This is a genomic window from Comamonas sp. wu1-DMT, assembly GCF_040187805.1.
In the GTDB taxonomy this organism is placed as follows: domain Bacteria; phylum Pseudomonadota; class Gammaproteobacteria; order Burkholderiales; family Burkholderiaceae_C; genus Comamonas; species Comamonas thiooxydans.
On sequence record NZ_JBANEM010000004.1, the window covers coordinates 53,729 to 70,530 of the forward strand.

At 60.4% G+C, this 16,802-nt stretch carries 17 protein-coding genes and 1 pseudogene; 12 read left to right on the plus strand and 6 right to left on the minus strand.

Going from position 1 to position 16,802, the window contains the following annotated elements:
* Positions 1–179: 179 nt before the first annotated feature.
* From V8Z78_RS07995 to V8Z78_RS08020, 6 genes and pseudogenes are all read left to right on the plus strand, one after another.
* Positions 180–1,110, plus strand: a pseudogene (locus V8Z78_RS07995) (branched-chain amino acid ABC transporter permease).
* A gap of 9 nt (positions 1,111–1,119) precedes the next feature.
* Positions 1,120–2,199: an ABC transporter permease subunit gene (locus V8Z78_RS08000; RefSeq protein WP_003067856.1), complete on the plus strand. Its 1,080-nt coding sequence runs from the start codon at positions 1,120–1,122 to the stop codon at positions 2,197–2,199.
* Positions 2,200–2,229: 30 nt separating this feature from the next.
* Positions 2,230–3,012: an ABC transporter ATP-binding protein gene (locus V8Z78_RS08005; protein WP_003067855.1), complete on the plus strand. Its 783-nt coding sequence runs from the start codon at positions 2,230–2,232 to the stop codon at positions 3,010–3,012.
* 2 nt (positions 3,013–3,014) lie between these two features.
* Positions 3,015–3,773, plus strand: a complete 759-nt coding sequence (locus V8Z78_RS08010) for an ABC transporter ATP-binding protein (RefSeq protein ID WP_034362735.1) — start codon at positions 3,015–3,017, stop codon at positions 3,771–3,773.
* A 501-nt stretch (positions 3,774–4,274) separates the two neighbouring features.
* Complete coding sequence (locus V8Z78_RS08015) at positions 4,275–4,922, plus strand: DUF47 domain-containing protein (RefSeq protein ID WP_003067851.1); 648 nt, start codon at positions 4,275–4,277, stop codon at positions 4,920–4,922.
* Between the two features lie 19 nt (positions 4,923–4,941).
* Complete coding sequence (locus V8Z78_RS08020) at positions 4,942–5,952, plus strand: inorganic phosphate transporter (protein ID WP_003067849.1); 1,011 nt, start codon at positions 4,942–4,944, stop codon at positions 5,950–5,952.
* Between the two features lie 106 nt (positions 5,953–6,058).
* Here the strand turns inward: V8Z78_RS08020 and V8Z78_RS08025 are convergent, their stop codons facing one another.
* Complete coding sequence (locus V8Z78_RS08025) at positions 6,059–7,840, minus strand: putative bifunctional diguanylate cyclase/phosphodiesterase (RefSeq protein WP_349731217.1); 1,782 nt, start codon at positions 7,838–7,840, stop codon at positions 6,059–6,061.
* A gap of 218 nt (positions 7,841–8,058) precedes the next feature.
* Positions 8,059–8,544 carry an NINE protein gene (locus tag V8Z78_RS08030; RefSeq protein ID WP_279088833.1) on the minus strand — a complete coding sequence of 162 codons (486 nt, stop codon included), beginning with the start codon at positions 8,542–8,544 and terminating at the stop codon, positions 8,059–8,061.
* Between the two features lie 282 nt (positions 8,545–8,826).
* On the opposite strand from V8Z78_RS08030, the gene rpsP reads away from it, so the two are divergent.
* The 6 genes from rpsP to V8Z78_RS08060 all read left to right on the plus strand — a co-directional run bounded on the left by rpsP (position 8,827) and on the right by V8Z78_RS08060 (position 12,954).
* The gene (rpsP, locus tag V8Z78_RS08035) at positions 8,827–9,081 is read left to right on the plus strand and encodes a 30S ribosomal protein S16 (protein WP_003058210.1); all 255 of its coding nucleotides are present in this window, start codon (positions 8,827–8,829) and stop codon (positions 9,079–9,081) included.
* A gap of 101 nt (positions 9,082–9,182) precedes the next feature.
* Positions 9,183–9,752: a ribosome maturation factor RimM gene (rimM, locus tag V8Z78_RS08040; protein ID WP_003067842.1), complete on the plus strand. Its 570-nt coding sequence runs from the start codon at positions 9,183–9,185 to the stop codon at positions 9,750–9,752.
* 55 nt (positions 9,753–9,807) lie between these two features.
* Positions 9,808–10,587, plus strand: coding sequence for a tRNA (guanosine(37)-N1)-methyltransferase TrmD (trmD, locus tag V8Z78_RS08045; protein ID WP_012837206.1), 780 nt, complete (start codon positions 9,808–9,810; stop codon positions 10,585–10,587).
* Positions 10,588–10,726: 139 nt separating this feature from the next.
* On the plus strand, positions 10,727–11,113 hold the full coding sequence (gene rplS / locus V8Z78_RS08050; RefSeq protein WP_003067838.1) for a 50S ribosomal protein L19: 387 nt from the start codon (positions 10,727–10,729) through the stop codon (positions 11,111–11,113).
* A gap of 111 nt (positions 11,114–11,224) precedes the next feature.
* Positions 11,225–11,923: a CoA pyrophosphatase gene (locus V8Z78_RS08055; RefSeq protein WP_003067836.1), complete on the plus strand. Its 699-nt coding sequence runs from the start codon at positions 11,225–11,227 to the stop codon at positions 11,921–11,923.
* A 47-nt stretch (positions 11,924–11,970) separates the two neighbouring features.
* On the plus strand, positions 11,971–12,954 hold the full coding sequence (locus V8Z78_RS08060; protein WP_003067835.1) for a CobD/CbiB family protein: 984 nt from the start codon (positions 11,971–11,973) through the stop codon (positions 12,952–12,954).
* A gap of 146 nt (positions 12,955–13,100) precedes the next feature.
* On the opposite strand, the gene V8Z78_RS08065 is transcribed toward V8Z78_RS08060, so the two are convergent.
* The 4 genes from V8Z78_RS08065 to V8Z78_RS08080 all read right to left on the minus strand — a co-directional run bounded on the left by V8Z78_RS08065 (position 13,101) and on the right by V8Z78_RS08080 (position 16,786).
* The gene (locus V8Z78_RS08065; RefSeq protein ID WP_057091607.1) at positions 13,101–13,991 is read right to left on the minus strand and encodes a lytic transglycosylase domain-containing protein; all 891 of its coding nucleotides are present in this window, start codon (positions 13,989–13,991) and stop codon (positions 13,101–13,103) included.
* Positions 13,992–14,134: 143 nt separating this feature from the next.
* Positions 14,135–15,121 carry a ribosome small subunit-dependent GTPase A gene (gene rsgA / locus V8Z78_RS08070; protein WP_046460312.1) on the minus strand — a complete coding sequence of 329 codons (987 nt, stop codon included), beginning with the start codon at positions 15,119–15,121 and terminating at the stop codon, positions 14,135–14,137.
* 5 nt (positions 15,122–15,126) lie between these two features.
* On the minus strand, positions 15,127–15,465 hold the full coding sequence (locus V8Z78_RS08075) for a 4a-hydroxytetrahydrobiopterin dehydratase (protein ID WP_003067828.1): 339 nt from the start codon (positions 15,463–15,465) through the stop codon (positions 15,127–15,129).
* Positions 15,466–15,484: 19 nt separating this feature from the next.
* Positions 15,485–16,786: a M48 family metallopeptidase gene (locus V8Z78_RS08080; protein WP_349731218.1), complete on the minus strand. Its 1,302-nt coding sequence runs from the start codon at positions 16,784–16,786 to the stop codon at positions 15,485–15,487.
* Between the last annotated feature and the right edge of the window lie 16 nt (positions 16,787–16,802).

A 16,802-nucleotide genomic window follows, 5' to 3' on the forward strand; every position in this document is an offset into this window, starting at 1 on the left:
CGGGAAACCCCGGCCCTGAGTCCTGAAAACAGCTCCCTAGAATCGATTCACTCTTTTGCGACAAGCGGCCCACAAAGCGGCGGACTGCAGAAGGGGAACCATGGCATCGCTGGCTCCGTCGTTCGGGATGAGAGGCTCGCAGTGTCTCCGTCTTGGATCGAGGGAAGGGGAGCGCGCTTATGGATATCTTGCTGCAGCAGATCATCAATGGTCTGGTGTTAGGCAGCATGTACGCCTTGATAGCCCTGGGCTACACCATGGTGTACGGCATCATTCAGCTGATCAACTTCGCGCATGGCGAGGTGCTGATGGTGGGGGCTTTGACCAGTTGGAGCTGCATCGGCCTGATGCAGGAGGCCATGCCCTATCTGCCGGGCTGGCTCATGCTTTTGATAGCCGCCATCATCGCCTGCGTGGTGGCTGCATCGCTGAACTTCGTGATCGAGAAGGTGGCCTACCGGCCGCTGCGCAACAGTCCGCGTCTGGCGCCGCTGATCACGGCCATCGGTGTCTCCATCCTGCTGCAGACCCTGGCCATGATCATCTGGAAGCCCAATTACAAGGCTTATCCCACGCTGCTGTCGTCCACCCCCTATGAAATCGGCACGGCGGTGATCACGCCCACGCAGATTCTGGTGCTGGTGGTCACGGCGATTGCACTTGCCACGCTGATGTATCTGGTCAACTACACCAGGCTGGGGCGCGCCATGCGGGCCACGGCAGAGAATCCGCGTGTGGCGGCGCTGATGGGCGTCAAGCCCGACATGGTGATTTCCGCCACCTTCATCATCGGTGCCGTGCTGGCGGCGATTGCCGGCATCATGTACGCCTCCAACTATGGCACGGCCCATCACACCATGGGCTTTCTGCCGGGTCTCAAGGCCTTCACGGCCGCCGTTTTCGGCGGCATCGGCAATCTGGCTGGCGCCGTGGTGGGAGGCCTGTTGCTGGGGCTGATCGAGTCCATCGGGTCCGGCTATATCGGTGACCTGACGGGGGGGCGTGCTGGGCAGCCAGTACACCGACATCTTTGCCTTCATCGTGCTCATCATCATCCTGACGCTGCGCCCTTCGGGCCTGCTCGGTGAGCGTGTGGCGGACCGTGCCTGAGGAGTGCCCATGAAGAACAACAAGACACTCCACTGGATTCTGGGCGGCATAGGCCTGCTGGTGCTGCCGCTGATCCTGCAGTATTTCGGCAACGCCTGGGTGCGCATCGCCGATCTGGCTCTGCTCTACGTGATGCTGGCGCTGGGCCTGAATATCGTGGTCGGCTACGCAGGCCTGCTGGATCTGGGCTACGTGGCCTTCTATGCCGTGGGCGCCTATATGTTTGCGCTCATGGCATCGCCGCATCTGGCCGAGACCTTCGAAGGCTTTGTCGCCATGTTTCCCAACGGGCTGCACACCTCGATCTGGTTGGTGATTCCGCTTGGAATGCTGCTGGCCGCCTGTACGGGTGTGCTGCTGGGCCTGCCGGTGCTGCGGCTGCGCGGTGATTACCTGGCCATCGTGACACTGGGCTTCGGCGAGATCATCCGCATCTTCCTGAACAACCTGGACCAGCCCGTCAACATCACCAACGGCCCCAAGGGCATTGGCCAGATCGACTCGGTCAAGATCTTCGGCTTCGACCTGGCCAAGCGTCATGAGATCTTCGGCTACGACATCGCTTCCGTCACGCTGTACTACTACCTGTTTCTGGTGCTGGTGCTGGCCACCATCGTGATCTGCTACCGCTTGCAGGATTCGCGCATAGGCCGCGCCTGGATGGCGATTCGCGAGGATGAAATCGCCGCCAAGGCCATGGGCATCAATGTGCGCAATATGAAGCTGCTGGCCTTCGGCATGGGCGCTTCGTTCGGCGGTGTGGCAGGTTCCATGTTCGGTGCTTTCCAGGGCTTTGTATCGCCCGAGTCCTTCAGCCTCATGGAGTCCGTGATGATTGTGGCCATGGTCGTGCTCGGCGGCCTGGGCCATATTCCCGGCGTGATTCTGGGGGCCGTGCTGCTCTCGGCCCTGCCCGAGGTGCTGCGCTATGTGGCCGGGCCGCTGCAGCAGATGACCGATGGACGCCTCGACGCGTCCATCCTGCGCCAGTTGCTGATTGCCCTGGCCATGATCGTCATCATGCTGATGCGTCCGCGCGGCCTCTGGCCCACGCCCGAGCATGCCAAAAGCCTGGACCGTCAGTCCTGATGACTGCACAGACAAGGAATGTGAACTGATATGGCAGAGAGCACGACTTCAGCGGTCCTTCATGTCTCGGACATCTCCAAGCGCTTTGGCGGTTTGCAGGCACTGTCCGGTGTGAGCATGAAGATTGATAGAGGCCAGGTCTATGGCCTGATCGGCCCCAATGGCGCAGGCAAGACCACGTTTTTCAACGTGATCACCGGCCTCTATACGCCCGACACCGGCAAATTCGAGCTGGCCGGAAAGCCCTATGAGCCGACGGCGGTGCATAAGGTGGCCAGGGCCGGCATTGCACGGACCTTCCAGAACATCCGGCTGTTTGCCGAGATGACGGCACTGGAGAACGTCATGGTCGGGCGCCATGTGCGCACGCATTCCGGTCTGCTCGGGGCGGTGTTTCGCACCAAGGGCTTCAAGGCCGAGGAGGCCGCGATTCGCGCCCGCTCGCGCGAGCTGCTCGACTATGTCGGCATCGGCAAATATGCGGACTTCAAGGCGCGCACCTTGTCCTATGGCGACCAGCGCCGGCTGGAGATTGCCCGTGCACTGGCGACGGACCCGCAGCTGATTGCGCTGGATGAGCCGGCCGCCGGCATGAACGCGACTGAGAAGCTGCAGTTGCGTGAGTTGATCGACCGCATTCGCAACGACCACCGCACCATCCTGCTCATCGAGCATGATGTGAAGCTGGTCATGGGCCTGTGCGATCGCGTGACGGTGCTGGACTATGGCAAGCCGATTGCCGAAGGCACGCCTGCCGAAGTGCAGAAGAATGAAAAAGTGATTGAAGCCTATCTGGGCACGGGAGGCCATTGAAGATGCAGGATCAAGTGCTGGAACAGGCGCAGGCCTCCAAATCCACGGCCCCGGTATTGCTGCAGGTGAAGGGCCTGAAGGTGGGCTATGGCGGTATTCAGGCTGTCAAGGGCGTGGACTTTCAGGTGCATCAGGGTGAACTGGTGTCGCTGATCGGCTCCAACGGTGCAGGCAAAACCACGACCATGAAGGCTGTCACGCGGGGTCTGCCGATTGCCGATGGCGAAATTCTCTATCTGGGCCAAAGCATCAAGGGCAAGGGTGCCTGGGATCTGGTGGCCGAAGGCCTGGTCATGGTGCCCGAGGGGCGCGGCGTGTTCGCACGCATGACGATTACCGAAAACCTGCTCATGGGGGCCTACACGCGCAAGGACAAGGCTGGCATACAGGCGGATATCGAGCGCATGTTCGGCATCTTTCCGCGCCTGAAGGAGCGCAAGGATCAGCTGGCAGGCACCATGTCCGGGGGCGAGCAGCAGATGCTGGCCATGGCCCGCGCACTCATGAGTCAGCCCAAGGTGCTGCTGCTGGACGAGCCCTCCATGGGTTTGTCGCCCATCATGGTGGACAAGATCTTCGAGGTGGTCAGCGATGTCTATGCGCTGGGCGTGACCATGGTGCTGGTGGAGCAGAACGCCAGTCGCGCGCTGGCGCTGGCCGATCGAGGCTATGTCATGGAGTCCGGCATCATCACCATGACGGGGCCGGGCCAGACCTTGCTGAGCGATCCGCGCGTGCGTGCGGCTTACCTGGGAGAGTAAGCCTCGACGAGACTGCTGGCGCTTTCGATCGCAGTGCGCTATCTCGCCGTGATGCTCTGCTGCAGCCAAGGGTGAACCCTAATTCCCCTTAAATTCAAGAAAATGACAAAAAAATGACGTTTTTCATGGTTCTTTGATTGTTTTATTCATTTCTTTTTAGTTCCTTTTAATTCTTTTTTGTCATTGAATAGAATTTGCTTATTACAAAAAGAAGTATTTGGAACGTTTTCGCGTGGCTTAGTGAAATGCTCAAGGAGTCGGCGCGTTGGGTGGGCGGATTGCTGCTCTCCGGTGTTGTCTGGAGGAATCACAGGCTTTATGACAGCGCCTAGCATGGCGAAGAGCTTGTATTTTATTTTTCGTGGTGCCCGAAGGGGTGTCTTGAAGACGCGCTGAAACGCACAATGACTCAAGAGTAAACTCCGCCCCGTTTAAGCCGGGAACCATGCACTTTTTTTTGCAGTGAGTCGCCTGGTTTCTTTTCCCCGGTAAGGAGCATTCATGCTGTTTGGCAAGCTATTGCCGCGCGAAGGCAATTTTTTCGAGATGTTCAATCAACATGCGGACCGCATCGTTGAAGCAGCTCATGCTTTCTCGCAACTCGTTGCAAATTACAACGATCCCCATCTGCGCGAAAAATACAACGCTGATGTGGACAACGCCGAGCGCGCAGCCGACCGTGTGACCCATGATGTCACCAAGCTGCTGCACAAGACCTTCATCACGCCCCTGGATCGCGAGCATATCCACTCGCTGATCAACACCATGGACGACGTGGCCGACCTGATTCAGGACTCGGCCGAGACCATGGCCCTGTATGACGTGCGTCACATGACAGACGAAATCACACGTCTGACCGATCTGTGCGTGCGTTGCTGCGAGCGTCTGCGTGATGCTGTCAAGCTGCTGGATCGTCTCTCGGATCCCACGATTGTGGACGCCGCGAGCAAGACCTGCGACGAGATCGACCGCCTGGAAGGCGATGCCGACCGCGTGATGCGCGCGGCCATGAGCAAGCTGTTCCGTGAAGAGCCCGATGTGCGTGAGGTGATCAAGCTCAAGGCCATCTATGAGCTGCTGGAAACCATCACGGACCGCTGCGAAGACGTGGCGAACCTGATCGAGGGCATCGTCCTCGAGAATTCCTGATTCTCGCTGGAGCCCGATCATGGAGCCGGTACAGGCAGCCCTCTGGGTTGTGATTTTGCTGGTGGTGCTCGCCTTGCTGTTCGATTTCATGAACGGCTTTCACGACGCTGCCAATTCGATTGCCACCGTGGTTTCCACGGGGGTTCTCAAGCCTACTCAGGCCGTGGCATTTGCCGCGTTCTTCAACGTTGTCGCGGTTTTCGTCTTCCACCTCAGTGTGGCGGCAACCGTGGGCAAGGGTATTGTTCAGCCGGGCATTGTTGACACCCATGTCGTGTTCGGCGCTCTGGTGGGTGCCATCACCTGGAACGTCATCACCTGGATCTACGGCATTCCCAGCAGCTCCTCGCATGCCCTGATTGGCGGTATCGTGGGTGCGGTGATTGCCAAGGCCGGTGCAGGTGCGCTGATCGCCAGCGGCATCTGGAAGACTGTGGCCTTCATCTTCGTCTCTCCCGTGCTGGGCTTTCTGCTGGGCTCGCTGATGATGGTTCTGGTGGCCTGGATTTTCCGCCGTGCCAGCCCCAATCGCGTGGACAAGTGGTTCCGCCGTCTGCAATTGGTTTCTGCCGGTGCCTACAGCCTGGGTCACGGCGGCAACGATGCGCAAAAGACCATCGGTATCATCTGGTTGCTGCTGATTGCCACGGGCTATGCCAATGCCGGTGATGCCGAGCCTCCCATGTGGACCATCGTCAGCTGCTACCTGGCCATCGGCCTGGGCACCATGTTTGGCGGCTGGCGCATCGTCAAGACCATGGGCCAGAAGATCACCAAGCTCAAACCCGTCGGTGGCTTCTGCGCCGAATCCGGTGGTGCTCTGACTTTGTTCTTTGCCACCTTCCTGGGCGTTCCGGTCTCGACCACACACACCATTACCGGTGCCATCGTGGGCGTGGGTTCTACGCAGCGCGCGAGTGCCGTGCGCTGGGGCGTGGCAGGCAATATCGTCTGGGCATGGATTCTGACGATTCCGGCCAGCGCCTTTGTGGCATCCATTGCCTACTGGGTCAGCCTGCAACTGTATTGAGTTTGTGAACTCCTTGATTGATAGCTGTAACTGCTTGTCGATCAAGGGCTGAATGGAAAAAAGGCTTCGCGTTGCGAAGCCTTTTTTCATGGCTGAAACATGGAGGTCAAGCAGCCGTTTCCTGCAGACCGGGCATTGCCTGCCGCTGCATCAGGGATTTGAGTTGGCTGACCGGTGCAGGGGGGCTGAGCAGATAGCCCATGAAATGCTCGCAGCCATGCTGCGCCAGCAGGGCACGCTGCTCCAGGGTTTCCACCCCTGCGCCGACGATCGTCATCTGATGGCGGGCAGCCAGCGCGATGGCCGCCTGTACGGCGGCCTCGGCGGCATTGTTGGGGCCCAGGCGCTGCACCAGGGAATGCGAGAGCTTGAGCTGGTTCAGGGGGAGCTGATGCAGCGCTTCTTGCATATTGGAGCTGCCACCAAAATCGTCGAGTGACAGCCGCACACCCATGGCGCCGATGCGCTTGAGGCTGCTCGCGCTATCCGCATCCAGAGGACTCAGGGTCTGCGCGGAAAGCTCCAGCAGCAGCAATGCAGGATCGGCCCCTGTCTGGCTGAGAATGCTCTGCACTTGCTCGGCCAGGTCCGCTTGCCGAAGCTGCTTGGCGCTGATGTTGACGCAGATGGGCAGCCTGTCCAGTTGCAGCTCGGCTTTCCATCTGGCCAATTGTTCACAGGCGGCCTGAATGCTCCAGCGGCCAAGCGCAACGATGATGTCGGTCTCCTCTGCCACGGACAGGAAGATGCTCGGGGGTACCAGACCTCGCCTGGGATGACGCCAGCGCAGCAGGGCCTCCAAGCCGTTGACTTCGCCGCTGGCGGAATACTGGGCCTGGTAATGCAGCTCGAACTGGCCGAGGCGCAGGGCTTCCCGCAGATCCTGCTCCAGGCGGCTGCGGTCGTTGGCCGGAACCTGCTGCTCGGGGCTGAAGAAGTGCAGGCCGCGAGCCTCTTCATCGCGCAGACGGTACATGGCGACCTCTGCCTGCTGCAGCAACTCGGTGGCGGAGCGGGAGTGCGGGCCGAACAGGGTGGCGCCGATATTGGCCTCCAGCATCACGCTTTTGTGGCCGAGCTGGTAGCTGCCGTTCAGGCTTTCCTGCAGACGCTCTCCAAGACGTTCCACCAGCACCGTGGTCATTTCGATATCCGGGGACAGATCCGAGACCATGATGACAAAGTGCGCGGCATCCAGTCTGGCTACGGTATCGCAGGAGCGTACGCAGCCGAGCAGGCGCTGTGCGATGTGCGGAGCCAGGCAGGACTGCCTGTCTCCCGTGCTGGCGGTCGGGCCCGCCACCGGCTCCATGTCTATGGTCAGCAAGGCGCCGCGCCAGCCCGTGCGCTCGGACTGGATCGTGGCCTGGGACAGCCTGTCCAGCAGCAGGCGCCGGTTGGGCAGATTGGTCAGTACATCAAAGAAGGAAAGGCTTTCTGCCTCGTTGCCATGAGGCAGCAGCTCCTTGCAGGCGAGCACGGTGTAATTGGCCGATAGGGCGTGAGCCGACAGATTGAGCTTGCGTCCATTGGGCAGCTGAAACTGGGCATTGGCTTGCTGGCGCGCAATCAGGGCTTGATGACTTTCGGCGATATGGTTCAGGGCCGGTGCAGCGTTGGCCGGGGCTGCTGTTGCGGCGGCTTGCAGAGCGGCTTGCAGAGGCATGCCTACTTTGAGGGCGGAAGCCAGCCAGGGGAATATCTGCAGATAACCATCATTCCAGCGTTGCGCCCGGTTCTGAGCATCCAGCAACACATAGCCGCTACTGGTTTGTTCAAGAATGCGGAAAAGCTGTTCTCCGTACACGCCCACCAGGCTGGTGGCAGCTGGAAAGGCGTTTTGCCCGTGCACTTCGGATCTGGCAGACTTTTCGTTGGTTGCAGACATAAGACCTCTTCGGACTGGTGCAGCAAAGCCGTCGTAGTGCGAAAACTGCTTGGATGCAGTCTTTGCAAGATGTTCGTCAGTTGGGCATTGTGAGTTCTGTGGAATCGGCAGGCGGCGCTTTGCGCCCAGTAAGTGAAAAATTAGACTTTTGCTTACAAAAGCGGCGAAGCCGAAGCCGCTTTGGAGTGGGTGAGAGCCCCTGGTTCAGAGCGCTGCAGCTACTGTGAAATCTTGCGTGCCTCTTCGACCTGATATTCAAAGTAGTGCTGGAAGCTGTAGGCGATGCTGGCCATCAGCACGGTGGCCCCCAGCATCAGGGACAGGCTTACGGCAAAAATCGTGGTCCATTGGGTGCGCCCTGCAGGCGCGTCGGCATTCATCCATGGGTTGAAGAGCCGGTTCCAGTTTCCTTGCTCCATCAGACCGTAAAGGATGGCGCGCAGGGCGCAGCCTGCTATCGTGAAGCCGAGCAAAGGGATCAGCAGCCAGCTCAGCCTGTCGTCCTGCCCCAACTGCTGCACGCGCTCGATGCCGTAGATGCCAAGTGCAGTGGGAATGGGCAGCAGCCAGCCCAGCCAGTCCCCAAGGCCGTGCAGGTAGAAGCGATGCAGTCCCAGAGGCCCGCCGAGCAAGGCCAGCCAGGAGGCAAGCGTCTTGTTTTTGGGGCGAGGGGTAGGGGTCGAGGCGGGAACAAGTTGGTTCATGGTCTGGTGCGCGGGCAGAAAACGAAAGAACCCGTCCATTATTCCCTTCGCATCAATTACGGGGCTCAGGGCAATTGCGCTTCATTTTCAGGAAGTCCTCTGTGCCAACTATGCCCATTTGCCGCTGCTATAGGCAGCTTCGGCAGAACTCGATATAATTTCCGGTTTTACGGCGTGTCGCTGGCCGGGTGGTCATGTCGCGTGTCTCAAACGCTGTAAGAAAACCTGCGCAGCTGGTCAAATTTTTGATGGCACTGGCTGTAACCACCCGAAGGAAACATCATGGTTGTTATTCGTCTCTCCCGCGGCGGCTCTAAGGCTCGTCCTTTCTACAACATCGTTGCAGCTGACAAGCGCGTGCGTCGCGACGGTGCTTTCATCGAACGTCTGGGTTTCTACAACCCTAGCGCTCGTGGCGCCGAAGAAGGCCTGCGTCTGGCTCTGGACCGCGTGAACTACTGGAAGAGCGTTGGTGCTCAAACTTCCGATACGGCTGAACGCCTGATCAAGGAAGCTGCAAAGAAGGTTGCTGCCTAATTTAGGCGGTCGCTCTCTAGGCACCTTTACCAAAGCGGGTTCCGTTGGCTTGCCTGACGGGACCCGTTTTTTATTGAAATTCTGCATTTTCTGCTGATCCCATGAGCCACATGCCTGTTCTTCAAGCCACGAGCTTGCCTGCTGATGCCATTGAAGTCGGTCGCATTGCCGATGCCTGGGGAATCAAGGGCTGGTTCAAGGTGCATGCCTTCAGCAGCGCCCCAGAGGCCCTGTTTGCCGCCAAGGACTGGTTTTTGCAGCCTGCCGAGAAAGGTGCCAAGCATTTCACGGGTACCGTGGTGCTGCCCGTCAAGCAGGCCCGCTTCCATGCCGACACCATCGTGGCAACCTCGCTTGAAGTCGCCGACCGCAACGCCGCCGAGGCTCTGCGCGGTGCCCGCGTCTTTGTGGCGCGCGAGCATTTCCCCAAGACCGAGGATGGTGAGTTCTACTGGGTGGATCTGATGGGGCTGAACGTGGTCAACCGCGAAGGTGTGACCCTGGGGGTGGTCAAGGACTTGATGGCCACCGGCCCGCAGACTGTTCTGGTGCTGGGCTATGAACAGGACGGCAAGGAGCAGGAGCGTCTGATACCCTTTGTCGATGCCTATGTGGATTCGGTGGATCTGGCCGGCAAGAAGATCGTGGCCGACTGGCAGCCCGATTATTGAGCTGGAATGCTTTTTTTTTGCTATTTAGTTTGTAGCTGAAATCGCTTTTATATCAATGCGCTTCGACATTATTACGCTGTTTCCTGAGCTGTTCGCTCCATTTCTTGAGAGCGGGGTGACGCGCCGTGCCTACAGCTCGGGCCAGGTGGCAGTGCATCTGTGGAATCCGCGTGACTGGGCCGAAGGCAATTACCGCCGTGTGGATGATCGTCCATTTGGCGGAGGCCCCGGCATGGTGATGATGGCCGAGCCGCTGCAGCGCTGCCTCGAAGCGATTCGCTCGGCACGCGCTGAAGTCGATGCACAGGAACAGGCAGAGCCTGCTCCTGTGGTGTTGTTCTCACCCATAGGTACGACCCTCAAGCATGCCGTGGTGGCCGATTGGGCCGAAAGCCGGGGTGCGGTGCTGCTCTGTGGCCGCTATGAGGGCATTGACCAGCGTTTCATTGATAGAAATGTCACTCATCAACTGAGTCTGGGTGACTTTGTACTTTCGGGTGGTGAGCTGGCAGCCATGGTGTTGCTGGACTCTTTGGCGCGTCTGCAGCCCGGTGTGCTTAACGATGAAGGCAGCTTTCAGCAGGACAGCTTCAATCCTGCGCTTGACGGTTTGCTGGACTGCCCCCACTACACTCGCCCAGAAGTCTGGAATGATCAGGAGGTGCCAGCCGCGCTGCTCTCCGGCCATCACTCCAATATCGAGCGCTGGCGTCGCGATCAGCGCTTGAGCATCACGGCCGAGCACAGGCCCGAGTTGATAGAGCAGGCCCGCGAACAGGGGCTGCTCAATGCCAAAGATGAGGGTTTTTTGGCAAAAACAGCGTCCAAGCTATAATTGCAAGTTCTTTGATCCTCTATCCGGCCGCTGCAAGGAAATAGCGGGACAGCTTTCGGGCTGTTCTTGTAATGCAGCAATAGCACCAATCCCGGCGCTTGCCAATTCTGGCGCGGACAAGATCAAGGTGGACTAAATCATGAATCTGATCCAGACCCTCGAGCAAGAAGAAATCGCTCGCCTGAACAAGACCATCCCCGAATTCGCCCCCGGTGACACCGTCATCGTGAGCGTGAACGTGGTGGAAGGTAACCGTAAGCGCGTGCAGGCTTACGAAGGCGTGGTGATTGCCAAGCGTAATCGCGGCCTGAACAGCGGCTTCACAGTGCGCAAGATCTCCAGCGGTGAAGGCGTGGAACGTACGTTCCAGACCTACTCTCCTCTGATCGCCAAGATCGAAGTCAAGCGTCGCGGTGATGTGCGCCGTGCCAAGCTGTACTACCTGCGTGAGCGTAGCGGCAAGTCTGCTCGTATCAAGGAAAAGCTGCCCCAGCGTGTTAACAAGACTGCTGCTGCAGCCGAGTAATACACGCATCGGAAGTGATTCCGTAAAAGCCGCTACAGTTCGCTGTGGCGGCTTTTTTTTATGTCTGCCTTGGTTCGTGATTCTTGCTTTGCGGTTTGGCCGAACACATACATGCCTGCATCTGATAATTCTTCGCTCCCCGTGGTGGGCATTGTTGATCCGCGCAAGGCTCGCCTTCTGGGCATTGATAGCCAGTTGCCGGCTGTGCCGCTGGCTGCTCAGACGCCTCAGGCCTTGCGCACGCGCTTTGCCCAGCCACCGCAGTGGCTGCCCGAGGCCATGCAGGAAAAGCGCATCACGGCCAAGCAGCCTTCCGATGCGGCCGTGCTCGTGCCCATCGTCATGCGCGAGCAGCCCACCGTGTTGCTGACCGTGCGTTCGGCCAGACTGTCCACGCACTCGGGTCAGGTAGCTTTTCCGGGCGGTAAACGTGACCCGCAGGATGTTTCGGCCGAGGCCACGGCATTGCGCGAGGCGCATGAGGAAGTGGGACTGGCTCCCAAGAATGTCGAGGTGCTGGGTCGTTTGCCCATTTACGTGACAGGTACGGCGTTTCACATCACCCCTGTGGTGGCGCTGGTTCACCCGCAGGCCAGTTACTTCCCCAATCCGGGAGAGGTGGCCGATCTGTTTGAGGTTCCCCTGTCCTATCTGCTCAATCCCGCGCATCATGAACGTCATGCCATGCTGTGGCAGGGGGTGGATCGCGAATGGTTTGCCATGCCTTATCAGGATGGTGAGCAGCAACGCTATATCTGGGGCGCGACAGCGGGCATGTTGCGCAATCTTTACCGTTTTTTGGCGGCTTGAGACAGCAGTTGTAACAAGCCGGTAAACAGCGCAGCTATGATGAAGCAATGAGCTTTTTTGCCATCCTGATCGCACTGCTGCTGGAACAGGCGCGCCCGCTGGCCCGATCCAATCTGGTACAGGCCGGTTATCGCGCCTGGACCGTGACCGTGCGCAGCAACTTTGATGCGGGCAAGCCCCACCATGGCTGGCTTGCCTGGGCGATGGCCGTGCTGCTGCCCAGCGTTATCGTGCTGGGCATATTCTGGGCGCTGATGGAGTTCATAGGCTGGCCTGCAGCCATGCTGTGGAATGTCGCGGTGCTCTATGTCACGCTGGGTTTTCGCCAGTTCAGCCACCACTTCACGCGGATTCGCGATGCGCTCGATGCCGGTGATGAATTTGCCGCCCGTCAGGCCCTGGCCGATTGGCAGCAGGTCGATGCCAGCGAGGTACCACGCAGCGAAGTAGTGCGCCATGTCATCGAGTACTCGGTGCTGGCAGCGCACCGTCATGTGTTTGGCGTGCTGTTCTGGTTTTCGATTCTCTCGGCTCTGGGGCTGGGACCGCTGGGTGCCATTCTCTACCGCATGGCTGAATATCTGTCGCGTGCCTGGTCGCGCAAGGGTGCGGAAGGTCTTCGGGCACCGACCAGCGAGCGTTTGCAGTCCGCCGCAGCCAAGGCCTGGTATGTGATCGATTGGCTGCCGGCGCGGCTGACGGCGCTGTCCTTTGCCATGGTGGGCAGCTTTGAGGAGGCCATAGACAACTGGCGCGTCTATGCCCAGCGCTTTCCCAATGACAACGATGGCGTGATTCTGGCTGCCACTGCGGGTGCCATCAATGTCCGCCTGGGGGGCGAGGCCTTGCGCCGCCGCGATGCGGCTGACGGCGAAGAGGGCGACGATGCACAGTGGACGGGCAGCGATGTCACTCCGGGGCGGGAGCCGGAAATGGCTCATTTGCGCAGTGTGGTGGGGCTGGTCTGGCGTTCGGTCGTGGTCTGGCTGCTGCTGCTGGCCTTGCTGACCTTTGCCCGTCTGCTCGGTTGAGCACCCGGACATCGCCTTCTGCGTGGCAGCAGCTTGGTGCATGAGCGCTCAAGCCGCAGCGGGTCATCGAAGTCCTGTGTTGCGCATTGCCATATACCAAGGTGGCTCAGGTGCGACGGGCATGCCGGGCACTGTTCAAGGTGCCATCAGCGAGCAGGGCGCTCGTGGCGCTTGGCGCGATAGAAGCTGAGTATGCGTCGCACATATTCACGCGTCTCCGCATAAGGAGGCACACCGCCATACTGTTGCACGGTTCTCTCGCCCGCGTTGTAGGCTGCCGATACCAGTGCCACATCGCCCTCGAAGCGCTCCAGCAGCCAGCGCAGGTAGGCCAGGCCGCCACGCACGTTCTGCTCGGGATTCCAGGCATCGCGCACGCCAAAACGCTCGGCCGTCTCGGGAATGAGCTGCATGAGGCCCTGAGCATTGCGCGGCGACAGCGCCTGCGCCTCGAAATTCGACTCCGAGCGTACGATGGCCAGTGCCAGCCGCGGATCAATCGAGAAACGCGGTGCGAGGCGCTGCACCAGCTCGGCCATGCGCCGCTTCTCCCTGGGCAGGCTGCTCACATAGCTGGCCACCACCTCGTGGGGGACGGCCTCCTGGCTGGCCTCCAGAAACTCCTGTGCGGGCGCATCGCCCTGGGTCAGGCAGTCGGGCAGCCGGTCGCCAGGGAGCTTGCCGGCCAGCAGCAAGCGGGCTTTCTCATGGCCGCGCTGGGCGGCCAGGGCCAGCAGCGTCGTGCCCGTGGCAGGGTCGGGAGTCAAGCCTCGCCCCAGCAACAGCAGCCGGCCCAGCCGGTATTGGGCTTCGAGGCTGCCATAGCGTGCTGCCGCGCAATAGCGCTGCGCTGCGCGCCATGGCTGCCGGCTCAGCTCGGCCTTGTAGCCTTCTTCGATCCAGCGAGACAGCGTGGGTGGCTCGTCCTCCCAGCTGGGGGCGGAGTCCGTGCCCTGGGCCCAGGCCAGGCTCATGCCTGCATATAGCGCGACGGCGAGGGCGGCTTGCAAACAGGGCTGGAAAACTCTGGGCTTCATGACGTGAACACCGGGTTGTGGCCGGCAGCCAAGCCCGGAGGCCGAGCACTCGTGCCGGCGCTCATCGGGCTTGGAATGGCTGCGTGGCAAACGCTGAAATTGCTCTCATATGGCGCGGCCCTGCGGCTTGGCTGGCCTCGCGCTCAGTAGCGGGGTTCCTGACTCAGTTCATCGAACAGCTCGCCATAGATCCGGTAGCGGTTGGCACTGATGGAGTGGGGGCTGTCCTGCGCTTCGACCTGGGCCATGACGGCGCAGCCAGGCTCATGCAGATGGGTGCAGTTGTAGAACTTGCACTGGTCCGCCAGTGCGCCGATGTCGGGCATGCAGGCTGCCAGTTGCGTGGCGGCAATGTGATAGAGACCGAACTCCTGAAATCCTGGCGAGTCGATGATGGCGGTGGTGCGTGCCTCGTCCACCCAGTACAAGGTGGTGCTGGTGGTGGTGTGCTTGCCGGTGTTCAGCGCCTGCGAAATTTCGTTGGTCGCCACCTTGGCATCGGGCAGCAGCAAGTTGATCAAGGTGCTCTTGCCTACGCCCGAAGGACCGAGAACCAGGGTTGTCTTGCCTTGCAGCAGACCGATGATGGCGTCGCGATCCTCGTCGTCCGCATCTTCCAGCGACAGCGGCAGCACCATGTAATGCGGTGCAGCGTTCGCGGCATCACGCATGGTCCGGTAAGGCTCCAGCCGCTGCCAGGCGCGCAGGAAGGGCTCTTCCAGGTCCATCTTGTTGAGCGCAATGATGGGCTTGATGTGTGCGGCCTCGGCGGCGATCAGCGCGCGGGCGAGCTGCACTTCGCTGAATACCGGCTCGGCAGCTATCAGAATCAGGAGCTGGTCCAGGTTGGCAGCAAAGGTCTTGGTGCGGATGTCATCCTGGCGGTAGAAGACGTTGCGGCGCTCCACAATTTTTTCGATCGTGCCCTCATCGCCCTGGCCGGGTGGGGGAGCCAGCCATTGCACATGGTCGCCCACCACGGCCTGGCTTTTCTTGCCGCGCGGGTGGCAGATGCGGCGTTCGCCGTCCGGGGTCTCGACCACGCAATGACGGCCATAGCTGGCGACCACCAGGCCTGTCTGGGTGTCGCCTGTTGCTTGGGCGCCTGGGCGCCGTCCTTGTTTTGCCATAAGGATCAGGCCGGATTCAGCAGTGCTTCGATGCGGCGTGCGCAGTCGATGTCGGTCTCGGAGATGCCGCCCACATCATGGGTGTTGAGGCTGACCTTGCAGCGGTTGTAGCCCACCTCCAGATCGGGGTGGTGGTCCTGCTGATGGGCAATCAGGGCCAGCGCGTTCACAAAGGCCATGGTTTCGTAGAAATTCACGAAACGGAAGGTCTTGCTGATGGCCGCGTTGCCGGCCAGCAGCTCCCAGCCCTCAAGGGTTGCCAGTTGCTCTTGCACTTGCTCTGTGCTCAGGGCGCTGCGCTTGAGCTGGGACCAGTCTTTCTGTTGCAGTGTGGGTGTGCTCATGTCTGAATTCGTTGTGGTGTTACAAGCTGCCTGCAGGAGCCGGCATGCGCGCCAGGCGATCCACGGCAGGAGGGTGTGAATAGTAAAAGCTCACATACCATGGGTCTGGCGTGAGTGTGGAGGCATTGTCCTCGTAAAGCTTGAGCAGTGCCGAAGCCAGTTGTGCACCATCGGCCTGCTGCATGGCATAGGCATCGGCCTCGAACTCGTCGCGGCGCGACATGGCGGACATCAGCGGCGTGACGAAGAAGCTGAACACCGGCACCGCCAGCATGAACAGCAGCAGGGCCAGCGCATTGTTTTCGGCAGCCACGCCGATGTTCGGATCCAGCAGCACAGAGACTCCGAGTCCCGTGTAGAACCAGAGTTGCTGGCTGAGCCAGCCCAGCAGTGCAAAGCCCAGCAGCGAGACGCCGAACATCAGGACCATGCGCTTGCTGATGTGCTTGTGCTTGAAGTGGCCCAGCTCGTGAGCAAGCACGGCTTCGACTTCGCCGGGGCTGAGCTGCCTGAGCAAGGTGTCAAAGAACACCACGCGCTTGGAATTGCCGAAACCCGTGAAATAGGCGTTGGCATGCGCCGAGCGGCGGCTTCCGTCCATCACGAACAGTCCCTTGGCCGCAAAGCCGCAGCGCTCCATCAGCCGGGTCACGCGGCTCTTGAGGCTTTCATCGGCCAGCGGTTCGAACTTGTTGAACAGCGGTGCAATAAAGCTGGGGAAAATCCACATCAGCAGCAGATTGAAAGCCGTCCAGGCGCCCCAGGCCCAGAGCCACCACAGCGGGCCGGTCGAGCCCATGAGCCAGAGAATCAAGGCCGCCAGCGGCAGGCCGATGATGGCGCCCACCAGCGTCGACTTGAGCAGATCGGCCAGCCACAGGCCTGGCGTCATCTGGTTGAAGCCGAAGCGCTGCTCCAGCCTGAAGGTCTGATAGAGCGACAGGGGAAGCTCGATCAGCGCCGAGATCACGGCAAAGCTGGCAAGCAGCGCCAGCTGCTGCCACAGGTCGGGGCTGATGAATTCCAGCAGCCAGCGGTTGAGCCAGTCCAGCCCGCCCAGCAGCGTCCAGCACAGCAGCACGGCGGCCGACAGCGTGATGTCGATCAGCGACACCCTGGCCTTGGCCAGCGTGTAGTCGGCCGCCTTCTGATGGGCGGACAGGCTGATGCGATGGGCAAATGCCGGCGGCACGGCGTCGCGGTGGGTGGCCACATGGCGCACCTGGCGCGAAACAAGCCACACGCGCAGCAGCCATTGCAGGGCCACGGCCGTCGCAAACAGCAGCGAAAGTGCCAATGTGAAATCTAGTCTGGAAGCCATGTATTGGCAGTGTAGG

Coding starts and splice junctions, on each gene's coding strand:
- rplS (WP_003067838.1), top strand. CDS start 10,727: ATGAATCTGATCCAGACCCTCGAGCAAGAAGAAATCGCTCGCCTGAAC.
- rpsP (WP_003058210.1), top strand. CDS start 8,827: ATGGTTGTTATTCGTCTCTCCCGCGGCGGCTCTAAGGCTCGTCCTTTC.
- V8Z78_RS08000 (WP_003067856.1), top strand. CDS start 1,120: ATGAAGAACAACAAGACACTCCACTGGATTCTGGGCGGCATAGGCCTG.
- V8Z78_RS08065 (WP_057091607.1), bottom strand. CDS start 13,991: ATGAAGCCCAGAGTTTTCCAGCCCTGTTTGCAAGCCGCCCTCGCCGTC.
- V8Z78_RS08080 (WP_349731218.1), bottom strand. CDS start 16,786: ATGGCTTCCAGACTAGATTTCACATTGGCACTTTCGCTGCTGTTTGCG.
- V8Z78_RS08060 (WP_003067835.1), top strand. CDS start 11,971: ATGAGCTTTTTTGCCATCCTGATCGCACTGCTGCTGGAACAGGCGCGC.
- V8Z78_RS08010 (WP_034362735.1), top strand. CDS start 3,015: ATGCAGGATCAAGTGCTGGAACAGGCGCAGGCCTCCAAATCCACGGCC.
- V8Z78_RS08055 (WP_003067836.1), top strand. CDS start 11,225: ATGCCTGCATCTGATAATTCTTCGCTCCCCGTGGTGGGCATTGTTGAT.
- rsgA (WP_046460312.1), bottom strand. CDS start 15,121: ATGGCAAAACAAGGACGGCGCCCAGGCGCCCAAGCAACAGGCGACACC.
- rimM (WP_003067842.1), top strand. CDS start 9,183: ATGAGCCACATGCCTGTTCTTCAAGCCACGAGCTTGCCTGCTGATGCC.
- V8Z78_RS08020 (WP_003067849.1), top strand. CDS start 4,942: ATGGAGCCGGTACAGGCAGCCCTCTGGGTTGTGATTTTGCTGGTGGTG.
- V8Z78_RS08075 (WP_003067828.1), bottom strand. CDS start 15,465: ATGAGCACACCCACACTGCAACAGAAAGACTGGTCCCAGCTCAAGCGC.
- trmD (WP_012837206.1), top strand. CDS start 9,808: ATGCGCTTCGACATTATTACGCTGTTTCCTGAGCTGTTCGCTCCATTT.
- V8Z78_RS08030 (WP_279088833.1), bottom strand. CDS start 8,544: ATGAACCAACTTGTTCCCGCCTCGACCCCTACCCCTCGCCCCAAAAAC.
- V8Z78_RS08015 (WP_003067851.1), top strand. CDS start 4,275: ATGCTGTTTGGCAAGCTATTGCCGCGCGAAGGCAATTTTTTCGAGATG.
- V8Z78_RS08025 (WP_349731217.1), bottom strand. CDS start 7,840: ATGTCTGCAACCAACGAAAAGTCTGCCAGATCCGAAGTGCACGGGCAA.
- V8Z78_RS08005 (WP_003067855.1), top strand. CDS start 2,230: ATGGCAGAGAGCACGACTTCAGCGGTCCTTCATGTCTCGGACATCTCC.